Source organism: Lentisphaera profundi, assembly GCF_028728065.1.
Lineage (GTDB): Bacteria > Verrucomicrobiota > Lentisphaeria > Lentisphaerales > Lentisphaeraceae > Lentisphaera > Lentisphaera profundi.
Genome location: NZ_CP117811.1, coordinates 985,657 through 1,012,058 on the forward strand (window position 1 = coordinate 985,657; position 26,402 = coordinate 1,012,058).

Annotated in this window: 16 protein-coding genes; 6 read left to right on the forward strand and 10 right to left on the reverse strand. The window is 40.6% G+C overall.

Translation table 11 applies throughout. From position 1 onward, the window contains the following. Positions 1-62: 62 nt before the first annotated feature. The 9 genes from recD to PQO03_RS04170 form a co-directional block, all read right to left on the reverse strand. Complete coding sequence (recD, locus tag PQO03_RS04130) at positions 63-1,910, reverse strand: exodeoxyribonuclease V subunit alpha (protein WP_274151351.1); 1,848 nt, start codon at positions 1,908-1,910, stop codon at positions 63-65. Then, positions 1,903-5,751, reverse strand: a complete 3,849-nt coding sequence (gene recB / locus PQO03_RS04135) for an exodeoxyribonuclease V subunit beta (RefSeq protein ID WP_274151352.1) — start codon at positions 5,749-5,751, stop codon at positions 1,903-1,905. Before recB ends, recD begins: the two co-directional genes overlap by 8 nt. Next, a complete protein-coding gene (recC, locus tag PQO03_RS04140; protein WP_274151354.1) occupies positions 5,751-9,074 on the reverse strand; it encodes an exodeoxyribonuclease V subunit gamma in 3,324 nt (1,107 codons plus the stop codon). Before recC ends, recB begins: the two co-directional genes overlap by 1 nt. Positions 9,075-9,354: 280 nt before the next feature. Continuing rightward, positions 9,355-11,403, reverse strand: coding sequence for a serine/threonine protein kinase (locus PQO03_RS04145; RefSeq protein WP_274151356.1), 2,049 nt, complete (start codon positions 11,401-11,403; stop codon positions 9,355-9,357). Positions 11,404-11,412: 9 nt separating this feature from the next. Further along, a complete protein-coding gene (locus PQO03_RS04150; protein ID WP_274151358.1) occupies positions 11,413-12,018 on the reverse strand; it encodes an RNA polymerase sigma factor in 606 nt (201 codons plus the stop codon). Positions 12,019-12,085: 67 nt separating this feature from the next. After that, a complete protein-coding gene (locus tag PQO03_RS04155) occupies positions 12,086-12,763 on the reverse strand; it encodes a type II secretion system protein (protein ID WP_274151359.1) in 678 nt (225 codons plus the stop codon). Between the two features lie 237 nt (positions 12,764-13,000). Continuing rightward, positions 13,001-14,419 carry a DUF7133 domain-containing protein gene (locus PQO03_RS04160; protein WP_274151361.1) on the reverse strand — a complete coding sequence of 473 codons (1,419 nt, stop codon included), beginning with the start codon at positions 14,417-14,419 and terminating at the stop codon, positions 13,001-13,003. Then, on the reverse strand, positions 14,419-15,705 hold the full coding sequence (locus PQO03_RS04165) for a c-type cytochrome (protein ID WP_274151363.1): 1,287 nt from the start codon (positions 15,703-15,705) through the stop codon (positions 14,419-14,421). The genes PQO03_RS04160 and PQO03_RS04165 overlap by 1 nt, the downstream gene beginning before the upstream one ends. An 8-nt stretch (positions 15,706-15,713) precedes the next feature. Next, on the reverse strand, positions 15,714-16,742 hold the full coding sequence (locus PQO03_RS04170; RefSeq protein WP_274151364.1) for a 3-keto-disaccharide hydrolase: 1,029 nt from the start codon (positions 16,740-16,742) through the stop codon (positions 15,714-15,716). Between the two features lie 253 nt (positions 16,743-16,995). On the opposite strand from PQO03_RS04170, the gene PQO03_RS04175 reads away from it, so the two are divergent. From PQO03_RS04175 to PQO03_RS04180, 3 genes are all read left to right on the forward strand, one after another. Further along, positions 16,996-18,435, forward strand: a complete 1,440-nt coding sequence (locus PQO03_RS04175) for a sulfatase family protein (RefSeq protein WP_274151366.1) — start codon at positions 16,996-16,998, stop codon at positions 18,433-18,435. A 740-nt stretch (positions 18,436-19,175) separates the two neighbouring features. Continuing rightward, positions 19,176-19,463 carry a type II toxin-antitoxin system RelE/ParE family toxin gene (locus PQO03_RS22050; protein WP_420792849.1) on the forward strand — a complete coding sequence of 96 codons (288 nt, stop codon included), beginning with the start codon at positions 19,176-19,178 and terminating at the stop codon, positions 19,461-19,463. After that, complete coding sequence (locus PQO03_RS04180; RefSeq protein WP_274151367.1) at positions 19,456-19,752, forward strand: helix-turn-helix domain-containing protein; 297 nt, start codon at positions 19,456-19,458, stop codon at positions 19,750-19,752. The genes PQO03_RS22050 and PQO03_RS04180 overlap by 8 nt, the downstream gene beginning before the upstream one ends. Positions 19,753-19,962: 210 nt before the next feature. Here PQO03_RS04180 and PQO03_RS04185 read toward each other — a convergent pair whose 3' ends face one another. Further along, positions 19,963-20,868 (reverse strand): ThuA domain-containing protein, encoded by a 906-nt coding sequence (locus tag PQO03_RS04185; RefSeq protein WP_274151369.1) that lies wholly within the window; start codon positions 20,866-20,868, stop codon positions 19,963-19,965. 609 nt (positions 20,869-21,477) lie between these two features. Between PQO03_RS04185 and PQO03_RS04190 the strand changes: the two genes are divergently transcribed. From PQO03_RS04190 to PQO03_RS04200, 3 genes are read left to right on the forward strand one after another with little or no spacing between them, the layout of a single operon-like run. Then, complete coding sequence (locus PQO03_RS04190; RefSeq protein WP_274151371.1) at positions 21,478-21,765, forward strand: hypothetical protein; 288 nt, start codon at positions 21,478-21,480, stop codon at positions 21,763-21,765. A gap of 4 nt (positions 21,766-21,769) precedes the next feature. Next, positions 21,770-24,085, forward strand: coding sequence for a c-type cytochrome (locus tag PQO03_RS04195; RefSeq protein WP_274151373.1), 2,316 nt, complete (start codon positions 21,770-21,772; stop codon positions 24,083-24,085). Further along, entirely contained in the window at positions 24,082-26,280 is a 2,199-nt protein-coding gene (locus PQO03_RS04200) for a 3-keto-alpha-glucoside-1,2-lyase-like domain-containing protein (protein ID WP_274151375.1), read from the forward strand. The genes PQO03_RS04195 and PQO03_RS04200 overlap by 4 nt, the downstream gene beginning before the upstream one ends. Positions 26,281-26,402 lie beyond the last annotated feature (122 nt).

Consider the following 26,402-nt stretch of genomic DNA (forward strand, 5'->3'; position numbering starts at 1 on the left):
TGCGAAGCATCATGCCCTCTATTCTGGGTAATCGTAAAAAGAAATGAACTCAGCGCATTTTATTATTTCAATCGTTTTAATAAACCCGAGAAACGTTGTGTTATCTTTTTACAGGCATTTAAAAGTTCCTTGTGGTCGGCATAAATCTCGACGTATTCTTTGGCGCGGGTGATGCCGGTATAAAAAAGCTCCTTGCTTAAAAGGCGTTCCGATTTATCGGACAAAACGAGGTAAACCTTATTGTATTCGGAGCCTTGAGATTTGTGAATAGTCATGGCAAAAGAACTTTCATAATCGGGTAAAACAGAAGGTGGAAACTCGCGTATTGTATTATTGTCACCAAGGAAATAAACTTTGGGTAAATCATTAGTAATCAGCACGACACCAATATCACCGTTATAGAGCTTTAAACTATTATCATTACGCGTAATCATGAGTGCGCGACCATGATAAAGGGCTTCATCATTCTGATTAAAAATCTTTTTACTAATAAAAGTATTGAGCGCTTCGGAGCCGTAGTTACCGCTGCGTCCAGCACAAAGAATACGAGCTTCATTGAGTTTAGCTAAGATAGTAGAGACTTCCTTAGTCCTAAGGATAGCCAGGTATTCATCGAAGAACTTTTTCAAAGTCTTGTCAAGTATGGATTCTATTTTTGTAGGGAGAGCTAAATGGCATATATCCTCATATTTTTCGAAATAAGATGAATCTTCTAGAGGGTGAGGATTCGGGGCTTCATTTACATCTTTGGCCAAGTGTCCAATACCTGAATCATCCTTAAAGCGCCAGCTATGCTCTAGCTTGACCATCACATCTTGAAGAGGACTCTCTCGCTCAGATAGTTCCAGTTGTATACCCTTTGTCAGTGCTTGATAATCGCTACAGAATTGTTGCGAGAAGCTATTGATTTTATCGCCTGAGGTTAGGTCACCCAAGACATTGCCCGTTTCAACTGCAGCTAATTGATCCTTATCTCCCAAGAGAATGACGCGACAATCATCTCTAAGAGCGTTTAATACCGCGCGAAAGAGCACGAGAGGTACCATAGAACTCTCATCGATGAGTAGGATATTACTTGAGCATTTATTCTTCTGATTATGTTTGAAACCACCACCTGGATTAAATCCTAAATAGCGATGAATCGTCTCAGCTGTTTGCGGAATTTTTTTAAGAATGCTTTCTGCAATATTTGTTTTTTCGCCTAATTCAATAAGGGTATTTTTAATGGATTGACCTAAGCGATCTGCCGCTTTTCCCGTAGGCGCTACCAAATTGATTTTCACATCGGGATCTTGACTAATGAGGAGGGCTAAAATATTGCCAACGGTTGTTGTTTTTCCCGTGCCAGGACCACCGGAAATAACACAGAAGCGACTTCGTAAGGCAGCGAAAGCAGCCACTTTTTGCCAGTTAATAATTTCAAGATTATTATCACTATCAATGACTGTTTTGTCAGGGAGCAAGTCATTGAGTTGATTAATGAGCTCAGTGGATAGACTCAGTGCTGTGGAGCTCATATTATTGATGTAATCAGCTACTGATGCTTCTGCCCGGTAATACTTATTGAGATAGAGTAAGCCATTTTCGGGATCGAGAATGAGTGGCTTATCATCGTCGGCTAGACCAATGGTATGGGAATAGCGTTGTGGCCAATCCTTATAATCCGTGAAGGGTGGTACTTGGTGTGACAAAGCTTCGCCTTCATTTGTTTTACCCTCAAGCAAAATATTATCTAAGGGGAGCACGCTGTGCTGTTGGTTAGCGTAGTAGCTTAAACAAAGTGTTGCCGTATACAGCTCCGACGTAGAATCGGCGGGCTCTTGTGAAATAATGTAATCTGCAAATCGACGATCAATATCATTGAAAAAGGGAAGTGCGATTACATGATTCTGTTGAGTAGTGCTAGGCATGAGTCATGGCTCCTTCGAGAATAAGTTGTTTCATATCTTGGACGAGGCCAATGGGCAAGCGATCGTTATGAATACCATGGCTAGTACCTACTTCAAAACCACGCACAAAGGCGTAAGCCACACCTCCAAAGTGTTTGTCATAGTCATAGTTTTCTAGCGACTGCTCAAGGTAGAGGTGCAGTGCCAAAGTATATATATGATACTGTAGGAAGTAAAAATGCTCACGTACCGCATGCAAAACTGGCTGAGAATGATAATCTTTTGATTGAGATCCTAAATAATTACTCTTCCAATCCACAACATAAAATTTATCGCCATGCTGAAGGCAGAGATCAATTGAGCCATTAAAAAAACCTTCTTCCATTTGATAATTTAGCTTCTCCAAATCTTCAATAAAAATGTGATTTTTGTGCTGTGCAGGATAATACTTAGAAAATAAATTCCGGAGTTTATAAAGGTTTATATCTTTGATGGGGTAATAAAACTCGAGTTCATCGAGGCGTTGATTTAGGGAGATATCCTGCAAAGCAAAAGCATCACAATCGAGTTGTGGATTGAGCTGAGTTGCGAGCACACGCTTGATCATTTCAATACAATCTGCAATGCGTGATTTTAAAAAGCTTTCGGGATTATGACTGCGAGCACCATGCAGGCCATAGCTTTTGAGCTTATCTGCAATGATGTCTGGCCAATTACTTTCATCTTGGAAGTCAATATGTTCAAAAATCTCATGAATACAGGTCCCTGGCGTAGCGCCTCGTGGGAAAGCGTAAAAGCCCTCTGGTTTGACGTCGCTTGTGGGATTTGAATCTTGGAGCCCTTCATCTTCTTTTAGAGATGAATCAGGCACAAAACGAACTTTACCGTGACGGCGAATGAGGGCTGAATAACTACCATCCATCCAAAAAGGGAAATTCAGTTCAATAGGCTCAGGTGCGATGAGTTCAGTTCTGCCTTCCGGTTTATAATAACAGGAACTTACAGATTGTATCGAGTCGACTTCAGTGAAATTAATATGGGCGTTTTTACCCGCAAGTTTTGTTTGCCAAAAGTCCTGGCGGTCAGATAAACTTTGAAATGATGCTTCGCTTAAGTCTTGCTCTTGTATATCAATTCCACGTAAAGTAGGATGGATTAAATATTCAAAAGCATTTGGAGTTCTCTTTTTTGCCAAAGGACCGCGTTGGCCTTCTTTTTTTGATTTATTGAAACTATGACTTTCGATATTGCCCCAATAGAGATAGCAGCGATTGGCAGACCGAGTTAGAGCTACATAAAGTAGTCGCAATTGCTCACCGAGTATTTCCCGTCGCCAAAAAAAGCGATTACTATCACGGTTGTCATCGTTTGTATCAATACTAAGAGCTGTCTCATTATTTTGATCATGGAAGGAAAAATCACCAGCGGGAGCTTTTTCTCCAAATTTACCACCCTCCATATAGGTTTCTGTCCACATATAGGGGCAGAAGACAATGGGGAACTCTAAGCCTTTGGATTTATGGATGGTCATGATTTTTACGGCTTGAGCATCAGTCTCCATGCGTTGTAGGTATTGCTCATCATCTTTTTTGGTAGAATTTATTTTTTCCTTGAGGAAACGCAGTATTCCAGAAATCCCTAAACCTTTAGAGACTTCTATATCATGAAGAATTTCTCTCAGTTGGAAGATGTTACTGATGATTCGTTCACCATTGACTTTAGCTAAGCTATGGGTGTAGATATTGTGCTTATCAATGAATTTTTGCAGGCTTCGCAAAAAGCCCCGCTGTTCCCATTCATTGTGATAATCTTTGAATTCAAGTAAATAATCAAAGCGTTCTTGATCGCTGAGTTCTTGGATTTCTAGAGCATTTAAGCCTAGCAGTGTACTGAGTAGTAGGGGAGTGATACTTAGATCTTTTGGTGATAAAACGGCTTCTAAAAAACACTCGATTCCAGTGGCTTCACTCGATTTGAAAACATTGCCTGATTTAGCGATGATGGCCGGGATACCGGCATCACTCAAACTCTGTTTCATCGCCTGAGCTTGCTTATGTTTATTGACGAGGATGGCAATATCACCCGGTTTTACCCGTTCGGGATCCTTATCTTTTTTACTAAAGAAGGCCTTTTTATCTTGAGAATGATTCAATAAGTCGACAATCTCCTGAGTGACTATCTTGGGCAGTAGGGGTTCCACATTCGATTTTGACAACTCACATTCATCGCCATCGTTATTTGTGAATGACATCCAGCGCAGTTGGAGGGCCTGCTTATTGCCATCGACGCCAAGTTCGCGCTTATTAGCAGCAGCATTAACGGCTTCAAAAATGATTCCCGATTTTCCTTCTTCCGGGGCATAGGCAAAAGCTTCTTCACTCATGCTAGTGAGTTCATTATTTGCGCTGACCTTTTTACTGAGGAAAAAGTGATTGACGGCATCTACCATGCCCGATTCTGAGCGATAATTATTTTCGAGGGTGAACTGATTATCTCCAGCATCTTCTTTAGCTTGAAGATAGGCAAAAATATCAGCACCGCGAAAGCGATAGATACTTTGCTTGGGATCACCAATCATAAAGAAACTATGATCCTTCGAGTGCTCTTTATCACCAAATAAACGTTTGAAGATCTCGTATTGAGCCGGATCAGTATCTTGGAATTCATCTACGAGGGCAACGTGAAATTTATTGCGTATCACCCTATGTAGGGGGCCATCGAGCTCTTCATTGATTAAAGACTTATGAAGTTTTTCAATGAGGTCATCAAAGGTGAGGATATTCAGTTGATCTTTCTTTTCTTGATAAGCAGTGGTGAAGAAAGAGGCGAAATGTAACTTCTGATGAATCTCCATAGAATGCTGAAGAGATGCAATATTTTCTTTTATAGTTTTGATTTTTCCATCAAAATCTTTGATTTCATTGTATGCATCAATGAGAGACTGACAGTCTTCAAGTAGAGGATGACTTAGTTTTTTATTCTTACTTTGTGAAAAAACGTCAACTTTACTTTTGTAACTTTTTGGGAAGTTAAGTAAAGCACTTTTTAAAGCATAAATACTAGCATCTATATTTTCAGGGAGATAAGCTTTTCTCTTGTCCTCGACGAAAAGTGTTTTTATATCATTTAGCATATCTTGATTATTTAATTGACCGACTAGCGTATCTCGTATTTCTAAAAGAGGAGCAAAAAGTACATTTAATTTCTTCTGCTCGAGATCTTGTTCAGAATGCTTGACTTCGATTTCTTCTTCAAGTTCTTCTGAGCTAGCTAGATTAGTTTCTAATTTACCACCTTTGCCAATGACACTTAATAAATTCTTGAGATCATCTTTGCTCAAAGTTAAATTTGAGTTTTCCTTATAAGTCTGAAGTCTAATAAAGTCTTCGATAACTTCTTGAATGATTGGGTCATTATCTTTCAGCAGTTCCATATCAAAGAGACTGTGACTTTCGAAAGCATTTTCTTTGAGCATGCGTTGACAGAAGCTATGAATGGTAAAAATGGAAGCTTGATCAAAATTCAGAACGGCTTTTTCGATTTTCTCTTTGGGTAAATCATTTTGGTAGAGATTGATAATAGCGAGTAGAGTCTCATCTGAATCTTCTAAGTTGCCCTTGTTTTCGATCAAGTAACAGAGCTTGAGCGCATCACTCAAATTTTTGCGAATGCGATCGCGAAGCTCTTTGGTGGCATCATCAGTAAAGGTCACAACCAAGATTTCTGAGATAGCTCGACCCTTGAGGATATAATGTAAGAAAAGGTTAGCAATGGAATAAGTCTTGCCAGTACCTGCACTCGCTTCGATAAGAGAGATTCCGGAGTCGGCAATAGCTTCTTTTAAATTTAAAGTTTTACTCATTATTTAATCTCCTGGCCAGAATCTAAGAGCTCTTGAAAAAGCACAAAAAATATTTCAAAGATTGGCGAAGCTTCATCTTCGGGGAATTGTTCACCAAAACAAAGTTTATTTAAGGGGTCGTGGCCATCCGCCCAAGCATTATTATAGGGATCGTACTCCCATTTTATTGCCGCATCTTTAAGGGCGAGATCCAAGTCTGGTGCCTCACGTTTCTGTTTGTTTATATTAAGTAAGTAGGGCTCATAACAGCCAGGGAAAAAGGCTAAAGGTTTTTGTAAACCCGCTACATAAAGTTCTATCAAGATTTGCAAAATATTTTTTGGTTTCAGGCATCCATTAAGAGCAAAAATATTATCTTTGTTACAGTACTTCAAAGCATAAGAGGGTTCTTCTACGACTAAGGCAAGATAATGAATCAGGCTATTTAATTTATGTTTAAAGGAAGCGGTCCCCACATGGTAGGGAACATAAGTCGAAGCAAATAATTTTTTGATATTACAGTGAAGATGAATGTCGACTTCTGGAGTTTTAAACTCGAGGGTGAAATCCAGGCTTTCTTCTACTTGATCATCTTGGCATTCAATTAAGCGCTCGGCTATGCTTAAAGCATCTTCGTAGATACTTTCGAAGCACTGAACACCATTTTCTCCATAGGGAAGTAAACCATCTGCCTGGGTTCTTTCGAGCAAAATATCATGTGCGCTATCAGCATCTTCGACAATGCTTTCTATGAACTGCTCCTTGAGTTTATACTGCTCAAGTTTATTCGCCTGCTCAAAGGCTTCGGTCTCGGCTAATTCAGCTAGTTCTTCTTTCCAGAGAGTCGTACCAACTTGTGTCTTTAAAAAGGCCTTTGCCGGTGCTTTGAAAAAACTTGCAAATTCATCTAGAGTGACATTTAAAATGCCATTGCTATCGAGAAGTTCAGTAGCTAAAGACAGCTTCTCAGGACAAAAGTCTTGAGTTCTGATTTTCTCTTCATTAGCTAAACTTTGCGCTGCAGAGAAATGCAGTGGAGAGAAGGAGTGTAGTTGCTTTTCTTGATCATTGGCACGAGTGAAATAGCGAGCAGAAAAAGCCTGTAGGGCCTGCTCTTTAACTTTGAAGCCATTCACACTTACATTTAAATATTCAATGAATTCCGCAAGCACGACTGAAGGAGGGATCTCACTATTATCCTTTTCATTCAGACCTACATAGGAAGCATAAAAGTACTGGCGAGCGGAAAGTAGACTTTCCAAGAATAGGTAGCGATCATCCAAACTCATACTACGATCACCTTGTTTCCAATTCATTTTCATGAGGTCAAAGCCACTACGTTGATTTAAACGAGGGAATTGTCCTTCGTTTAGTCCCAGCATGCAAATGACTTTTACGGGAATACTACGCATCGGTAGCAAGGAACAAAAAGTGATTCCTTTTGAAATAAAACCATGGGTGCTGCTTTCTTCCTCTAGCGATGAACTCAGTGTTTTTAGAACGATATCAAATTCCAGCTTTTCTTCTAGCTCGAGTAATGTGCCCTGATTAATTAATTTTTGAAAGCTTTGATTAATGAGCCTATACTCATTGCCATTATCATCCGTTTTCTCAAAGCAGTCTTCGAGTACCGTGACTAAATACTCTCCCCATTCAAGTAAAGTTTTTTGCTGATGTTTTAATGTGTCGTGGATTTTGAAAAGCTTTTCAATGAGGCTTTTGAAGGAGCCTAAGATTATGCCATCACTTCCTATGGGGCAAGTGAGTGAGTCATTATAAATCAATTCATCATCAAAAGCATAACCTGCCATCAGTCGATCAAAACCAAACTTCCACGAATTTTGCTCAAATTCAGGTAAGCCCATTTCTTTTCGTTCTTGAGCATCCTGAGCCCAGCGAATGCGACTTTTTTCAATCCATTCACGAATCAGAGGGATATTGTCCGGTTCTAATTGAAAGCTTTGAAGCAAGTCAGGGCTCTCAATGAGTTCAAGGATATCATTCGCACTTAAGCGTGTCTTGGGAAGATGAAGTAACTTCAGTAGGGAATTGACTAGAGCTTGAGCCGAAGCCATTTGATCGGCAATCGAGAACTCGATGGGATTATTATTCTGCTGAGAAAAAATATTCTGGATATGTGGTGCATAATCTTGGATATTGGGTGCCATGACCACGATATCATGGGGCCTGATCTGCTGCTCAGCGGGTCCTTGATGACTCGCTTTTAAAATACTGAGTAAATAATCGTGAAGAACCTCGAGCTCACGACGTGGATTATGGCAAGAATTAATGGTGATGCTGGTATCATCTTTAAGCGTGGAATCAAAGTCAGAGCTCAGATTTAAGATGCCGTTTTGTATGTCATTTAGATTAGAAGCTAGATTTTGAACTGGGTAATGATCATCCGCATCAAAGGATGTTTTATCAATGAGTAGGTTCAGGAAATCTCGGCCCAATAAACCCCAAGATTTCAAGAGTGCATGAGCTAAGTCGGGAATCTCATCTTCTTGCGCACGTTGCAGCGAGATCTCCGAATTTAAATACAGCGTATGACTTATTTTATCAAGGGCAGTAAAGCGTTCTTGCTCAAGGTCACCCCAATATTCCTGGCAGGGGCTAAAGTGGAAGAGGGTGACAGGAGTATGTTCTGATAGCGTTTCAAAAAAAGAGATAAAAACGGGAGGCATATTAGTGATACCAAAAATGGAGATGTTTTTTGGCAATTCGAGATCAATACTTCTAGGGGGACCCATTTTAATAAAGTCATGCAGGGCAGTTTGAAAGGATTTTGATTCACTTTTACACAGTTCTTGCCAGATCATTTTTTGCCAATTTTCATGATCGCGATCAAGGTAGCTCTCTTGGTTCTCGGTATTGACCCAAGTATAATTTTTGTTTTGAGCCCAGGCATTCAACCATTCGTGACGATAGATCATATATTCGTCAAAGAGCGAGGCCAATTGTTCGGCTAACTGATGACGGCGAGTCACTTGCTCATTGACGTATTCTTTAAGGATATCAAAACGTTTTTCGATTTTCGGTAAAATTTGGAAAATTCGCCATTTTAAACTTTCACGATCCCAAATATCATCTTCTTTTGAATAGCCACAGCGAACGAGAATAGTGGAGATAAAGGTACGAATGAAGGGGTAATCAATGCGAGTGGCAATATTATTTTCTTTTGCGACTTCAAGATTTATCCACTTGGCCATGCCCCGACTCTGGATAATGACCAAATCATTTTTTTGTCCAAATAACTGTGCGGGAGTTGATTTGTCATGATAGAGTGATTTTGCGAGCCTCTCTACTAATATCTCAAGTTTATTACTGGCAAAAACGTACATTTATTAACCCTCCTAATCAAGCTATGAATATATTCTCTAATGACCTTTTATATGATGATTTTTCAAATTTATTTTACAATGTCTCAGAGCCAAGATCTTGAAGATGGATGGGCACTATTTTAATCGATGGATGATGGTGATTAAACGAATCTATAGATAGAATTTCAAAAACGGATAGTCGACAAAGGTCCTAGCGCTTACTTTATGGATAGGGAAAGCAGTACAAGGATTAATACTTATATAGCCTTTTCAAGCTTATATTTTTCACTGTGTAATAGGATTATTTTGTAATTACTTCGATGTCTTTTCGCAGCCATTTGAATTGTTGTTTCTGAAATTGCCCTTGGTGAATATAGAGCTGTTTTAAAGAGGGTGTTTTTGGAACGAAGTTTAAGTACCTTATGGGGGTATGACTAATGTCTAAGCTGACAAGAGCGTATTCTTCTAAAGGGGATAAATCGTGAATGATAGTGCCAGAAATTTTCAGGTTTTTTAAATTTTGACATTTTAAAGTTCTGAGTTCCATCACATCAGTATTGCTGATGTCTAAATTTATCAGGTGTTTGTTATAAAAATTTCCTCCATGCCTAATTGACGTGTTTGACGCGATAATTGTATCGGCAGGAAAGTTTTGTAAACAATGAGCGATCTTAATCCAGGGGTTATTGGAAATATCTAAAGTACGGCTTTTTGAGTCGTAGCGAAAATTAAAGACTTCATTATCGGCTCGTTTATTGCGAAGTCCAATGATATATCTACAGAGCTTTAGACGGTCTACTAAAGGCAAGTCATTATGGACGATGTTATGCATGAAAAATGAAAAAGTTTTCATGTCTTTTTGACTATGTAAACGGGTGAGTTGATCCATGCGTTGCTGAAGTTTTTCTTTGGGTTCTGAAATTTGTTCAAGAAGCAGACTATTTTTTGCAAGAGCAATGATGCGTCCATTTTTTACGCCAGCTTTGGTAAAGGCATCGAGGCAATTCTGGTATTCTTCTTTAATAAAATGTAGGTAAGCTTTAAGCTTCCAGGCTGCTAGCATCTCTTGATCTCTTTCTAAGGCCTCATTACAAAAGCGTAGGCTCGTATCGTAATCAAAAATCTTTAGGTTTTCCTGAGCTCTTTCTAAAAAGAGTGGCGCGGAATCCTTTCCTCGTTGACGATGAATTTCCTGTTCAAGTAATAATTTTTCATTTTCTTGCTCAATATTTGTTTTTGATAACTCCATATTGCGAAGTAAAAATAATGTTGAAATGGGAATCAGAAAAAAGAGCAGGCAAGCAAGGCTAAAGAGCATCTTATGACGGTAGATTAATAACTTCAAGAGTTTCAGAATTGAGGCTTTTTCTGCGTAGGTCGCAAAACCATTGCGGTAGGCCTCGAGGTCTTTTTGTAAAGCTTCAACACTCAGGTATCGGTCTTCTGGTTTAACTTGCATGGCTTTGAGACAGATAGCTTCTAAAGAAGCCGGAAGATCTGCTTTGAGCGTCGAAGGTTTAATGAAATTGCCTTTAGCAGTATTACTTAAAATATTTTCGAGTGAGTCGCCTTTGAAAGGTTTTTCTAAAGTAAGCAGGCTATAAAGTAGGGTGCCTAGAGCAAAGATATCAGTGTGTCGCCCTTTGCGGATTTTGACGATTGAGGTTTGTTCTGGAGCCATGTAACCAGGAGTACCCTTGACAGTTCCGTCAAGAGTTTGATGATCGAGGTCATATTCTAGGATTGTACAATATTCGAGGAGTTGTTCATCGCATATGGTGGCTTCAATATCGGCTAAACCCCAGTCACAGACTACCACATCGCCATAATTACTAATACGAATATTATCAGGTTTTATATCGAGGTGAAGAACACCCAAGGAATGTGCATAGGCAATAGCATCACAGACTTTGTTGAAGACATCTAAGCGCTGGCTGAGATCGGCGAGTCGTGCAGGGCTCTCAGCGTTTAAATCTTCTATTATTTCGGCGAGTGAAGACCCCGCAATAAATTTCATGGCAAACCAAGGCTTTTTTTCATCTATTCCCATTTCGTAAATGGGCACAATATTGGGATGCTGAAGTGCGGCATTAATTTTTGCTTCACGTAAAAAGGCTTCGGTTTTTTTAGTATCGGCCGTGTCTTTTAAAACAGCCATGGCAACGCGTCGGTTGGTGCGGCGATCACGGCAAAGGAAAATTTCTTTTATACCACCTTCACTGTAGTGCTCATAATCTACAAAGTTTTCTCCTTCAAATTGAAGGGAGTCTATGAGATTATTATCTTCGAGTTCAAAAGCTTGGGTAAAGAGCTCATCAATATTATCAAAATAGTTTTCTTCTTTACGCACAATGAGGGCTTACCAGCTGAGTTCATTATTTAAGCGAACGATTTCTTTGGAGAGGGCTTTTTTTACTCGCATTTTATAGACGCGGACACTTGTTTCGGCAATGCCGTGCTTTTGCGCAAGTTCTGCGTTATTGAGTTCACCACTAATTGAATCTTCAAATATTTGACAATTGGCTTCACTGAGGTCATTTTTTATATTGGCCCAAGCAAGATTGGCCACATAATTCTGCCATTCTTTTTCAGCAATTTTATCTACTTCAGCTTCGTTGATAAGATTCATTTGCTCAAGAGCTTCATTATAGGATACATTTTGTTTTGAATTTTTGACGGATTTGGATTTAAGGAAATTAAAAACAGTATTGCGAATGACACTACAAAGCCAGGTGCGAAATTTACTCCGCTTTTCACTTTGGTCATATTGACGTATACCTTTCCAGACTTTGATCAGAACATCTTGGAGCAGGTCTTCGGAGTCTTCGATATCGACACGAAAACTACGGATGATGACGTAAATATAGCCCGAGTAATATTCAACAAATTCCTCCCAACTACTTTCATTATTGGGGTCTTTTATTTTTTGTAGAAGGGTATGTCTTGTATTGTCAGTCTGCTTCACAATCACTCACTCGGTTTTAATTTGTCTGAAATTTAATATACCATGGTGAGACCTCAAAGCAATTTTATTATTTATCAGGATCCCAGTAATTTTCAATTATCGTCTTTATAACAGGAAGAGCTTCCGCATGACCATCGGCCATTAGATAATTTGTCTTCTCTTCGTGGTGGCCTGAATTACCTAATAGTGGGAATTCCACGCCATATAACTTATCTTTTTGACTTGTGCCCGTGTAATCATCATTATTACCACCTAATCGAACATATAACCTTTCAGTATAAGCAATTGTAGATCCGGGAGAATTGACAGCTGTTAGTCTACCACCTGCGACAGCTCGGTTGATTGCATAATCGCGAACAAATGCATTTTGGAAAAATCTACGTTCTCTTCTGCTACTAAGGGGGACAGCAGGGTTTGTTGGGCATGTATATAGTCCAGTACTTTCTTGATAAGTTCTATTATCCAAATATGCTGCCGATTTTTCTGTATCAGTGAGTCCATCTCTGCCATCGTAACCAGCGAGAAGGTCATCATAAGAAATGTTACTTGAGCACCGAGTTGGATATTTATTTTCATTATCACCTGAAAAAGAATATGAAGCAACTCCAATCTGTTTTATATTATTCATACAACTTACCCTTCTCGATGTGGCTCTAGCTCGACTTAGAGCAGGAAACATAAGACTGGCTAAAATAGCTATGATAGCAATAACAACTAATATCTCAATTAACGTAAATTTTTTCATTCAATTCTCCTTTATATTTTATTAAATATAATGAGATTAGGTCTTATTAATTGAATATAAAAGTCTTTTTTTGAATATAAAAGTCATGGGTATTTTAATACTTAATATATTGATTATAAGATATTTATGAAAAATATTATTATCATTTTATCGGTGAGGATTAAATCGTTTTTTAGTTTGAATAATGAAAGTAAATAAGCAGCTCGCTAGAACTGCTTATTTTGATAGTGAAAATTCTTAATCTAGGGTGTTGATGATAGTATAATAAGCTTTTTTATTACCTAAATTTTCGCCTTTAGAATTTAGCATTTGTGAGAAGTCTAGGCAGTACACTTTTTCTTTGATAAGGGGACATTTAATTATCAAGCTTTTTTTGTTATTACTCAATGTAATCTCAGTGGCATCAATATCTTCGAGCTCACTTTTTGGAGCACCATACTTTCGTGAGTACTCATACCACCAACGTGAGATCTTAGTTTTATCGAGAGATTTGGCATCGATTTCTTCTGTGAAATCTACTTTGAAACCATCTTTTGTGAGCTTCACATCTAGGATTTCAAAAGGCATGGTCTTCTTGTCCCAAACGACTTTTTGTAAGCCAAAAGTTTTGGAGCCACGTGCGGTCCAACCACGACTTGTTTGACCACTCCAGAGATCGCCATTTTTGTCAAACTTGAGGCGAATATTACCACATTGCAAGCCTGAAATAAAATCTATAACACAACCCTGATAACGACCTTTAACTTTTTGTAGGGTAATGCGAAAAATATTGGAACGGGTCTGATCACCCACAAAGAATTGATCTTTGAAGGGACCAAATTTTCCTGCATCAGCAATCCATTCGGGATTTCCGGGTGAGTTAGCGACTTCTTCTTGAGGAATCCAAGCAACTGGTAGAGTGCGGAGCTTATCGAATTGCTCATCGGTCATTTTCTTGAGTTTATCGACGGTGAAATCATCGCGGTCCTGAAGAGAAACGGGGTGGCCGTAAAACTTCCCAGGTAAAATTTGATGAAAAGTAGAGGTCGCGACGTAATCACCTTGGTTGTCAGTGTAAAACATTTCGCCTTGTGGATTTCTACCAATCCCAGCAGGTGAGCGCATACCCGATGCAATCGGGGTGAATTTACCTTCAGGTGAAACTTTGTAAGCCCAACCGCGCCAATTGCCTTGACTGGCCATGGCACTGAGTTTGAGACCCTTGGCAGTCGGCCCAGCAGCCGTATTGAGTGTGCCGATAAAGTTGCCGTCATTATCTTTGATGCCACCAAAGTTAAACTCATGGTAGTTATTGTGGAATTTAAATTCACGAGTGAGCGGAAGGTAAAGATCGGCTTTACCATCTTTATTAGAATCAACCAGACGAGTCATCTCTGGTTTTTGAGTCACAACAATGGAACCATCATCATCGATTACTAAACCACATGGTTCGTGCAAACCCTCGGCAAACTTGTGCCATTTCTCATTTTTATAAATCCAGACATCACCATAACGCGTGGCAATATACATATTTCCATCTTTATCGGTGTCGAGTCCTGTGACGTGAAATAAAACATTTTTAGGTGTCTCGATTGTTTGGATTTCGTAGCCTTTGGGATTAGCTATAAGTCCCATGGAGAGTGCAAAAAATAAGACTGAAGAGAGTAGGTATTTCATTATTTTTTCTCCTTAACTGGTATCGCGAGTGTAAACTGCGTTTGTTTATTCGGATTGGGTATAAATACATTGTCATTTACGCGACCATCTTCTGAGCTGATTTTTAAGCCCGCGGGTATTTTAAGGCTTAACTTATCCTGATTTGCATTAAGAAAGCTGTAAGTCAGAAGCAGGGACTGGCCATTTAACTCACTAGATATTTCAAGTTTTGATTTATCATTTGAAAATAGGAATTTGGGCTGGGGATGTGAAGAATAACCACGGTAAGTCATTTTTGCGGCTTGTTGGTTGATTTGTGGAATGATGGCATCTCCAACTTTAATCTGAGTTTTCCCAAGTGGTAGAGAATCGTGTTGGCCACGTTCATTGATGTTGGGACCAATATCGAGTGATTGACCTTCCCAGAAAGCCGTAATTTGGGCATTGTCTGGATTGATGATATAGGTGCTGCGATCAGCATGATTCACGGCAATACTACCGGCAGCATAATTTTTAATACGCTTGCGTATGATCTTGAAGGAGTCACCTGCATGAACAATATGCTGTTTCTTTATCGAGCTGCGATAAGAATCGATTGAGAGAGGGATTCTTACTTTGCCATGGAGATCCATATTGAAGCTTGCAAAGCGGAATATTTTAATGAAGCGGAGCTCAAAGTCATGGACTCCAGCACTGAGTTGGATCACCTCTTTAAAACGATTGCGTTTCTCTAATTTGATAGGGATTTTTTCTCCATCAATAAAAAGTTCAAAGCCCTTATCTTGTCGAAACATTCCTACCAATTTGAAAGACCCTGCGGCGTGTGCCGGAATGATGATTTTGCCTTTATAGGACATAGCAAATTGATCGACTTCTGGAAGTTGGAAGTTGGGATAGGGGAGCTTGCTTTTACCAGTCTTATCGGGTTTTTGTGTATCCCAGTCAATGCCAGATTCTATATCTACATCATGAAAAATTTTATACTCTACGTCTCTAAGACCTTCCTGGCGTGAAAGAATGAAGTTAGTGATATCCTTAATTTGTGGATCCTTATAAATCGCCCCGAAAGCGATCATCCCCTTGTCGGGAAAACCCTTTTTAATTATTTCGCTGATTTGCTGTGGGTTATTACCGTGAATCCATTCGTGGTCTTTTAAATTAAAGCCGACGCCTCCTTCCAAGTTTTTTCCGTGGCAGGAAAAGCAGATGTTATCATAGAGGACTTTCCCTCGTTGAATGGATTGCGTATCCTGCGCTGATAGCGAGAGCAGCGATAAGCTGAGTATTGAAAATATTAATTTTAACATAATAAAACCTATTTTTTGATTAGCCAAATATTGCGGTATTGAATTTTGTTGCCGTGCCCTTGTAAACGGAAAGGGCCAGCTTCACCCTCAGGAGTTTTGCGTGAACCACCCGTCTTTGCGGGTATTTCGGTATTATCCTGTACAAGAACGCCATTGAGTTTCACCGTGATGTAAGCACTTTTGTTTTTTTTGCCATCTTTGAATACGGAATTAGTAAAATCTAAATCGTAAGTCTGCCAAGTGAGTGGTGGATAAGCCATATTAATTCTAGGGGCGGCAGTTTTATAAATGCCACCACATTCGCTATGTACGCCGTCCAAGCCAAATGAATCCAAGATCTGTAGCTCATAATCCCAGACATGATAAATGCCACTATTGCCTCTTTTAGCACCGCGATAAGAAGGCATATAAGGCGTCATGAATTCTAGGTGCATGCTATAATTATTGAATTTTTCTTTGCTGTAAAGATCTCTGGCATCGGTATGAAGAGATTTAGTGACTTCATCAATGCGGCCACGAGTGAAAGCTTCGATATTGCTACCATCAAATAGAACGATCGCATTGGCAGGAGCTTTAGCACCTAAAGTAGGACTCGTACGTTGTTGTTTTTGAAGCTTTAGAGTCTGATCCTTGATTTTCAGTGAAAGCAAAGACTTCTGAATGAAACCAGAGCAGTTTATTTGTCCTTTAGGGGGAAACTGTTTTACAGGAGTGAAGGTCTCTGCTTTTGGTGAGTAGTACTTGCGGGCACCGGTACTTGACTTGAGAATGACTTTATCGGCCTCGAGGACACCATCTAAAACAATTTTATTTTTTTCGTCCCAACCATCGCCAGGAAGACCGCCTTTATAGACAACAGTAGAAAAAGAACCTGAGCCCAGTGCAATGACCTGAGCGCCATAGCCGTTACCTTGATACTCTCCTTGGATTTGATAATCTTTGAGTGCTTGGGCTTCAGTGGGATTAGTCCAGACAGTTTGTGTCTCGGCCAGTAAGCCTAAGTTAAATAATGTTATGAGCAGGGCGATAAACTTCATAATAAAAACCTTGTTTGAATAAGTATATAATTCTTAGACAAGATTTTGTGAAGCATTGTTACAAGTCTTAGCGAATAAAAGAGCTTTTTTTGAACATTTTAGTCAAATCATTGAATCTTAGCTATATTTATTGAGCTCCTTTACTTATTTAGATTTTTTTTGAAAGGATTAAATGCTTAGGGAATAATAAAAGTGTAACAAAATATATTGGATTCTGTATAATATCTTAATAAGAAAATTTGGGAATATATTTATGAATAAGATGATCATTGCGATAGGGCTCTGTGTACTCAGTAGTTTAAGTGACTATGCCTTGGCAAATGAGGGTGAGAGGCCGAATATCATTATCATCCTTGCCGATGATCTAGGGTATGGTGATTGCGGTGCGTTTAATCCTCAGTCAAAAATAAAGACACCACATATCGATCAGTTGGCAGAAGAGGGCATGAGCTTTACGGATGCTCATTCAGCGTCCACAACATGTACGCCTTCGCGTTATGGTTTATTGACGGGCACGAATCCCTGCCGTACGGGAGTTTTAAATACCTTACTCAAAACGGGGCATCCCATTATTGATGCGGATGAGTATACCGTGGCGGATTTTTTAAAGTCTCAGAATTATCAGACTCATATGGTGGGTAAGTGGCATTTGGGCTTTGAAATGGATAAAACAAAAAATAAGAAGGCCTTTGATTTAAGTCAGGATCTTTTAGGTGGCCCCGTAGATTGTGGCTTCGATTATTTTTATGGAGTGCATTCATCGGTGAGTGCTTCACCGATGTTCTATATCAAAAACCGTCAAGCCATTGGCAGGCCAGAAGTCATTGTAGAAGCAGATAAAATTAACGGGAGCGGAAAAAAATCGAAATTTAAAATTCAGCTTGCCCAAGGTATGGCACTAGAAAATATAAGTCCCGACTTATGTGCGGATGCCGTCAGACTGATAAAAGAGTATGCAAAGTCAGATCAAGAGCAGCCCTTCTTTCTTTATTACGCCTCCACGATTCCACATCAACCCTGGGTTCCGAGCGCTGAGTTCAAAGGCAAAAGCGGGCTTGGTGTCTATGCCGATTTTGTGATGCAGTTTGACGACGAAGTCGGGCAGATCAATCAGGCCTTGAAGGATACGGGGCTGGATAATAATACAATCCTTATTTTCACCAGTGATAATGGTCCCGGTCCGGGCGCGAGTCGTAACATGGAAGAGCAGGGGCATGGCAGCACTGGAATACTTCGAGGCATGAAGTCAGACGCCTGGGAAGGAGGTCACCGAGTGCCCTTTATCGCTAAATGGCCTCATCGTATAAAAGCAGGCACTCAAAATCAAGCTATTATCAACGCCACCGATCTATTTGCGACTTTCGCAGCTTTACTTAAGGTGAATTTAGCAAGACTGAGCCCTCATGCGGCTCCCGATAGCGTGAGCTTCCTAGAGACACTTTTGGATGCTGACAAAAAATTCAAGCGGCCCGCAATGATTAATGGACGCCATGCGATTCGCAAGGGTGACTGGAAGCTTGTTTCAATTGCAAAGCATAGTGATGCCGCTAAACTTAAACCCAGTGATTTTAAATTATTTAACCTAGCCGAAGATATAAGCGAAAAAAGTGAGCTTACGCAAGAGAATCCCGAGCGACTTAGTGAACTTTATAAAGAATTCATAGACTTTGCCAATGAGAGAAAACTCAAGTAGAGATTCATGAATGTACTACGGTATGGGAGGTAGGGAACTTAAGGGATTTTACTTGTTTTTTCACCCGCCCGCGGAGGCATTGAATTCAAACACTAATTTTCATCATCCGCATTGGAATGCGGAGCTCCCAGGTTTAAGGGACAAGTGGACCGGTTAGGGACATGGGGACAAGTAAAACGGGGACAGGTTACTATGGGGATAGCTTAAATTTTGAAGGGGAAAACTCTGTAAAAACTAACTAAAAAAGTGTCCTGTCCCCAAAACTCACAGGTCTTTCCACACGGGTGAATAGTTTTTTTTTACCCGCCCGCGGAGGCTCTCCGTCCGCCGGAGGCATTGAATTCAAACACTAATTTTCATCATCCGCATTGGAATGCGGATCTTCCAGGTTTAAGGGACAAGTGGACAGGTTAGGGACATGGGGACAAGTAAAACGGGGATAGGTTAAATTTTGAAGGGGAAAACTCTGTAAAAACTAACTAAAAAAGTGTCCTGTCCCCAAAACTCAAAAAAAGTGTCCTGTCCCCAGAGCTCCACCAGAGCTCCAGAGCTGTCGGAGTTAGGAATTGGTTCTCATAGTACTAAAAATCATTTCTGCTTGATTGTTAGAAGCCTAAGTGCTTATCTGGCTAGCTAATAGGATAGTTTCTCAACTTGAATATTACTTATATGCGATATATTATAGATTATGAATAAAAACAAAAAAAACATATTTAGCTCTCCAAAAAGTTAGAACGTTTATAGATGAACAAAGCGAAGAATCTAGGATCGAATATTTAAATCTCATAGATCGTTTAGAGAAAGAAGGCTATTTAATTGAGCCCTTTGCCAAAAAGATAGATTCAGACTTATTCGAAATTCGTATTCGAAAAGGTAAGCAAATTAGAGTTTTTTACTTTTATCATGAAGATGATTACATTTTTGGTGTTCACGCCTTTGTTAAAAAAACGCAGAAAACTCCAAAACAGGAAATGCAGCAAGCTCAAAAAATCATATCTAAAATTAAGAGAGGAGAGTACAATGAATAAAGATATCCTCAATAAAATGAAAAAAGCTCAAGAAGCTCAAGCTAAAGAAATACGTCAACTTGATTCTTATGAGCAGGCTTCACATGAGTTTAATCTCGAATACACACTAGCAAACGAGCTCCAAGATGCTCGTAAAAAAGCTAATCTAACACAGAAAGACATAGCAAGAATTATGGGAACGACTCAAAGCGTTATTTCTCGTATTGAACATGGCTGTAATGTCTCAGTTAGTACCATCGAAAAGTATGCTCATGCTTGTGGTAAGCATGTTGAATTGCATTTAATTTAGAAAAACATTCTTTTTTAGCCCGCTTTAATTAGCGGGCTTTTTTGCGTCCAAGTTTCGAAAATCAGTGCTCTTATATTCAATACTGAAAAACAGGGATTAGTACTCAGAGCACTTAAGAAATATCTATATTAATATAATACTATTAGAGATAATTCATCGAGCCATTATTTTTGAAAAAGTGTCCTGCCCCCAAAACTTTTCCTTATTGAGTTATTTCCAAAGCAACTTACTTGGCTCGACAATAACGGCTTTATCTTTTCCTGGAAAATTAGCTGGCGCGGCAATAGTGACTTCGCCACGAGCAGCAAATTCAGTGCTACGGGCTAAGATAGTTTGAAAACCAACACACTGTAGAGACTTGCCGTTAGCGTGTCCCATTGGCAGGTGACAGATAGTTCCTTTACCAAATTTCACGACTAGGATCATTGGTTCTCTTACCTTGGAGCCATTCTTTGACAAAGAACTGGCGATGACTTCGACATTTTCGGCAGGGCCACGGAGCGAATGATAAAGTTCGTCCTTGGCGTGCATCCACTCAGTAGGAAGACCAGCAACAATTGGGTGGTTTGGTTTATCGTGCTTAACTAAAAAGTCGCGTTGTGGACCATGACCGCCACTTTTTCCTTCCTTTTCACAACACTTGTTCCAGCTGCCATCCTGATCACGTAACAAAAATCCGGACTTACCAGCTTTGCGTCCACCCCAACCACCAACGGCAATCATCTTGTTGTAATTAAGCCAGTCAGATGACGAATTATCGGCAGCATGAACAGGGACAAATCCACCGCCATTGTTGACGAAGCTCTCGAAAGATTTCTGAGTCGCCTTAGACCAAAGTGTTTTGCCACCATCGTTAAAGTTACTGACGACAACTTCGTATTTTGAGAAATCTGGATTCCACTTGGCCCATTCTTCCTTTGAGGCCTTTTTGCCCGGAGATGTACTGACATCAACAGTAAATTTACCGGTTTGTAAAAGAGTTGCTTTGGTTGCTTTAGTAGTAGCGACCCAATTGTGATTGTTGACGCCATCAACAATAAGGACTTTGATTTGAGTGTCTTGAGACACACAACTAGTAATGAGAGCTAGCATAAAAAAAGCAATAATTTTTTTCATTCTGATTCCTGTAGGATTATTATTAACATGAAATTCAACACTACAGCGAAAGGTGTTTTAATTCAAGGGGACAAAGGGGGACAAGAGGACAGGTTAAATTTTGAAGGGGGCAAGGGGATAGGTTAAATTTTGAAGCGATTTTTTATATTGATTTGGCAATTCGGCACTCTAAAGAGTGGACTACATACCTAGGGATTTATTTGAAGGGACAAGGGGACAGGTTAAATTGTGAAGCGCTGGTCAATTGTATTATTTTTATATCAGCGATGATGGACTTATAGTCAGATTATTGTGCAAAATTGCAGTCAATCAGCCTATTATATGATGGTTTATTAGGCAATGTCATTAATTGTCTTTTATTATTAACTTGCGCTACTTGCTAAAGATTTAAGTTTGTTATATCATTACTTAATCAACTTGTAGATAATAAGATTGTAGATAATAAGCTAAAAAACACATCTTGGGGTGGCTTGAGCTGGCAAGTTTATTATTCATGTTAAATAGGATGACAAGAATTGACGTGGTGATTTTCCATGGTATAGTACTTTATTAAGTGAGTTGCTTAGGCTTGCGAATTTCCGCAATTTTCATCAAAGAGGATTTAGTTTTATGAAATCAAAGAAAAGTAATAAGTACACTCTTATTGAATGGCTTGCGGTGAAGGCGATTTCAGCCAGTTTTCTAGTGCCGACTTTAAAGAAAGTAGGGGCTAAAATGACGAGTTTCCTTGGCGATAAACGTTCTATAAGAATGAATACGCCAGGCAGCTTAGTCGATGATTTTCACTCTGAGGGGGCTTGTGAATTCGATTTTCTCGATGCAGTGAAGCCGACTTATCGAGCTGATGACGTCACTAATTTTCCCTTCGGTCGAATGATTAATTTTAATTTTGGATAAACAAATGTCAATAAATGTCCTTTTAGGTAAGTATTTAAAATATCGTAGCTCACCAGCCGTTATTCGGGGGTGGGGAAAACAGCTTACTGGGCTGCTATCATTAGCGGTTTTATCACCCGTCTGCGTGGATGCACAAGAGCTACCCTCAAAAGAGCTCTACAACAAATCTTGTCTTGCTTGCCATGGGGCATCTGGAGCCGGGTTTCACGACAAAGAAATATCGGCTAATCTAACGGTACTCTCTGATCCCTATCTCAAGGATCAGTTTGAGGCGATTGTCAGTGGCAAACGCAAGTCAGTGGGAGCCAAGAAAATGGCCGAAGCGCTGAAGGCCTACTCGACACAGGATCAGTATCAGGCCATGCTCTATGCGACGCAGTTGCCCTTGGCCGATTCTCGTGAAACATTAAAAAAAGCTGACCATAAAAGAGGGAAGCAACTCTATGCTAGTTGTGTTCACTGCCATGGTAATACTGCGCAGGGCAATAGTAATCCAGCCTTGCCTGCACCGCGCTTAAAGGGACAAAGTGACGCGTACCTCTATCAAACGCTCAAAGATTTTAAGAATGGCCATCGCGGCGATGAGTCAAGTGCCGCGATGCAGATGAAAGCGATGACGGCGATACTGAGCAGCGACAAGGATATGCGCGATGTGATAGCCCACATCAAAACTTTTAAAGATAAAAAATCGACCTTGGTGAGTGAACTCAAGTACAAAGTTTATAAAGGCTCTCATGAGACTTTTCCAGATTTTTCTCAAATACAGGAACACGACTCGGGGCATATCCCACATGGCAAGATGGATATTAGCCTTAGTGCGATGGCGGCTAACTACGCGATGGTATTTGAGGGCCTGTTTGATGTGAAAAAACCAGCGATGTACAACTTTAAGTTAGCTGCAGGTAGTAGCGCTAGAGTTTACTTGGATGGACAAGTCATTATCGAGAATATCAGTAAGCAAGAAAGTGAGACCCTGGAGTTAATTAGGCTCGAGCCTGGTAAAAAGAAAATTAGAGTTGAGTACCTTGCCGGAAAAAATAATAATTATTTAAAGCTAGCGCTATCAGCCACTGACTTAAAACGACAGTACTTGAGTTCTGAAAAGTTCACGGATCGCTATAACGATGGCGCTACAATCATGCTCGAAAGTCAAGATAAGCAGGCCGTGGTCTTTCGTAACTTCCTCAAGGGCGAGGGCGCTCGTTCGATCTCCGTAGCCTTGCCTGGTGGCCTTAATTTCAGCTATGACGTCGCCAATATGTATCCCTCAAAAATGTGGACAGGAAAGTTTCTCGATATTGGCCCCTCTAGGTATTTTCGGGGTATGAACCACAACGCGCTCATCAGTCATAGCTCGATTCAACTGCCCCTAGGAGCGCCGATTAGTCAATTAGCGACTGCCTTAAGCGCTTGGCCAAAGGATCTCAATCGCGACCCGAGCAAAATCAATAGTAGTCCCAATAAATTCGGTGGTTACAAAGTCGACGAACAAAATATACCGACCTTTATCTACCGTCACCAAGATGTCGAAATAGAGGATCGCTTCGATGCCATTCCAGATCAAGCAGGCTTGAGAAGAACTCTTAAGTTCAACAGTACAGATACTCGCAAAAATCTCTACTTCAGAGTTGCTGCGGGTAAAGTGACTCAGCTAAAAGGCAAGCCAGATTTCTACACGATAGACAATGACTATAGCGTACATGTGGCCAATGCTTTGCTGCGTTACCCACCGGCCAAAATTGTGCCCGCTGCCAAAGGCCAGATTGAAGCTTCAAAGGACTTAGCATCCTTGGTAGCGAAGGATAGTGATGGAACTACACAGGGGCGCTATGTTCGCATTGAAATCCCCGGTAAGGGCAAGACGCTCACGCTCGCCGAGGTAGAAGTTTTTAGCGCCGGCGAAAACGTCGCCTTAAAAGGCAAGGCCTCTCAAGTGAGTCGCGCTCACGGTGGCCTAGCTAAGTACGCAATTGACGGAGTCGTCTCTCATAAAATAACTCACACCAAAGAACCCGGCAACGATGTATGGTGGGAACTTGACCTGCAAAAAATGACTTCTGTAGACCGGGTCGTCGTCTGGAACCGTAAAGTTCTTAGTAACCGCCTCGCCAATTTTCGTGTTTCGCTACTTGATGCTGAGCGTCGCGTGGTGTGGAAAAAAGATATTGCCGCGCCCCCAATACCGAATATCGAGCTACATCCAAAAGCGAATGACGAGATCGAGATCCTCGTGCCGATAAAATTCAAGGATGGCAAAGCTGAGCTAGAAATCGATTATTTATACAAGAATAAAAAGCTTAAAAGAGGCCTTTCAATATGAGATTTTTAATCCTACTCAATCTTATTTTTATCACTAGCTTAGCCGCGGAAAAAGCTAGTCCCGAACTGATAAAAAAGGAAAGCGATTATTACCGTATCACTGATATTCCCCTTCCAGAGGGCAGCAATTTTGAACCCTCCTGTATGGTGGAGTTGCCCAATGATAAAATTGCCGTTGGTTCACGTTTTGGCGATGTTTACATCATTGAAAATGCTTATGATGACGACACGACGAATGATCGTTGGAGACTCTTTGCCAAAGACCTGCATGAACCACTTGGCATGTCCTACTACAAAGGCGATATTTGGGTCGTTCAGCGCTCGGAAGTGACTCGCCTCCGCGACGAGAACAAAGATGGCAAAGCTGACTTTTACCAATGCGTCAGCGATGACTGGGGTATCATGGGCGATTATCATGAATACGCCTTTGGTTCACCGCACGATAAAGATGGCAAGATGTGGATTGTGCTTTGCCTCACGGGTTCTGTAAAATCGAGGGCTGATTATCGTGGTTGGGCGATTACGGTAGATGAACATGGCAAGATGGAGCCTGTTGCTACGGGAATACGTTCACCAGGAGGCATTGGCTTCAACCAAGAGGGAGATGTTTTCTATTCTGATAATCAGGGCTTATGGAATGGCACTAGCTCGATCAAGCATTTAAAAGTGGGTTCCTTTCAAGGTAACCCCAATAGTAATGCATCCTTGGAACTGCTTAAAAAGGGGGCGAAAAATTTTGAGCCTAGTGATGGTGGTCGTCTCGTTATTGATCGCCAGCGCATGCCTGAATTATTGCCACCAGCGGTCAATTTTCCCCACGCAAAATTAGGGCAATCGACAAGTGGCTTGGACTACGATAAATCAAAGGGGAAATTTGGTCCTTTTGGCGGGCAACTATTTGTTAACGATCAGAGTTGGTCGATGGTCAGTCGAGTTTATATGGAAAAGGTCAAAGGCAATTATCAAGGTGTGGCCTTTCCCTTTAAGTCGGGCTTTGATTCGGGCAATCTTTATATGCTGATGACTGAGCGCGGCTCAATGTTTACCTGTGGCACCAATCGCGGTTGGGGTTCCCTTGGTAAAAAAATCGGCGCCTTACAGCGAGTCGAATGGACGGGCAAAGTACCCTTTGAGATTGAACGCATGAATATCACCCCCAAAGGCTTTAAGCTAAGGTTCACCAAGAAGGTAGACCCTTCCACCATTAAAGCATTGGGCGCCTACCTCGTTGACGCCAATACGTGGATCTATCGTGCTGCTTATGGTAGCCCTGAGGTTGATAAAGAGACGATCAAAGTCACCTCGGCCAAGCTCAGTCAGGATCAAATGTCACTCGAGATTGAATTAGACAAGATCTTTAAGGGCCATACTTATAATTTTAAATTTCCACAAATTAAGACTGTCAAAGGAGAGTTTTTGCTTCACCAGGAAGCCTATTATAGCATCAACGAAGTACTCGGTGAAGAAATCATTCGCAAACCCGATGCTGATACGTTTGTTGAATATATCCCCAAAGTTGCTTTGGCAGCGGATCCCACAATAAAAGTCACGCCCCCGAAGGTCGTTGAGCCCAAGTATCAGGGCGAAATGCTTGCCGCACCCAAAGGCGCAAAAATTCTTTTTGATGGTAGCTCCCTTGAAGGCTGGAAGGTGAAGCCGAATAAGCGCACAAAAGAAAGCAATCCGAAGTGGAAGCTACTCAGAAATGAGCAGGCGATGGAGGTGTTGAGCCCCACGGGAATAAATATTTTTCAAGAGTCTATTTTGACCGAAGGTCACTTACATATTGAGTGGGCCTCGCCGGCGAAAGTCCTTAACAAAGGTCAGGGGCGCGGCAATAGTGGTATTTTTATTGAGGGCTTCCCCGAAATTCAGGTTTTAGATTCTTATGAAAACCAAACTTACCCGGATGGGCAAGCGGGAGCTTTGTACAAGAAGTCAATCCCTCTCGTTAACGCCTGTCGTAAACCTGGTGAATGGCAATGTTATGATATTTATTTTGAGCGCTCGAAAATAAATCCAAAAAGTAAGAAGCTTAGTCTAGGTAGCCTCACGGTTTATCACAATAATGTATTGATTCAGGATCACTTCAAAACTAGCACTAGCCAGGGGGGCGGAACACTAGGGATGCAGGATCACAATAACCCGGTTCGCTTTCGCAATATTTGGTTCCTTGAAAACAAAACTAAGCGCTAAATAGAGGGACATAGGGCGTAAAAAAAAAGATTTAAACCTAAGCTCTAAAAGAGCCTAGGACTGGACTAATGCGCAGGTTTTTGCTCTGTTTGTTGTTTCTAAGTCACCAGATTTAATGTTAA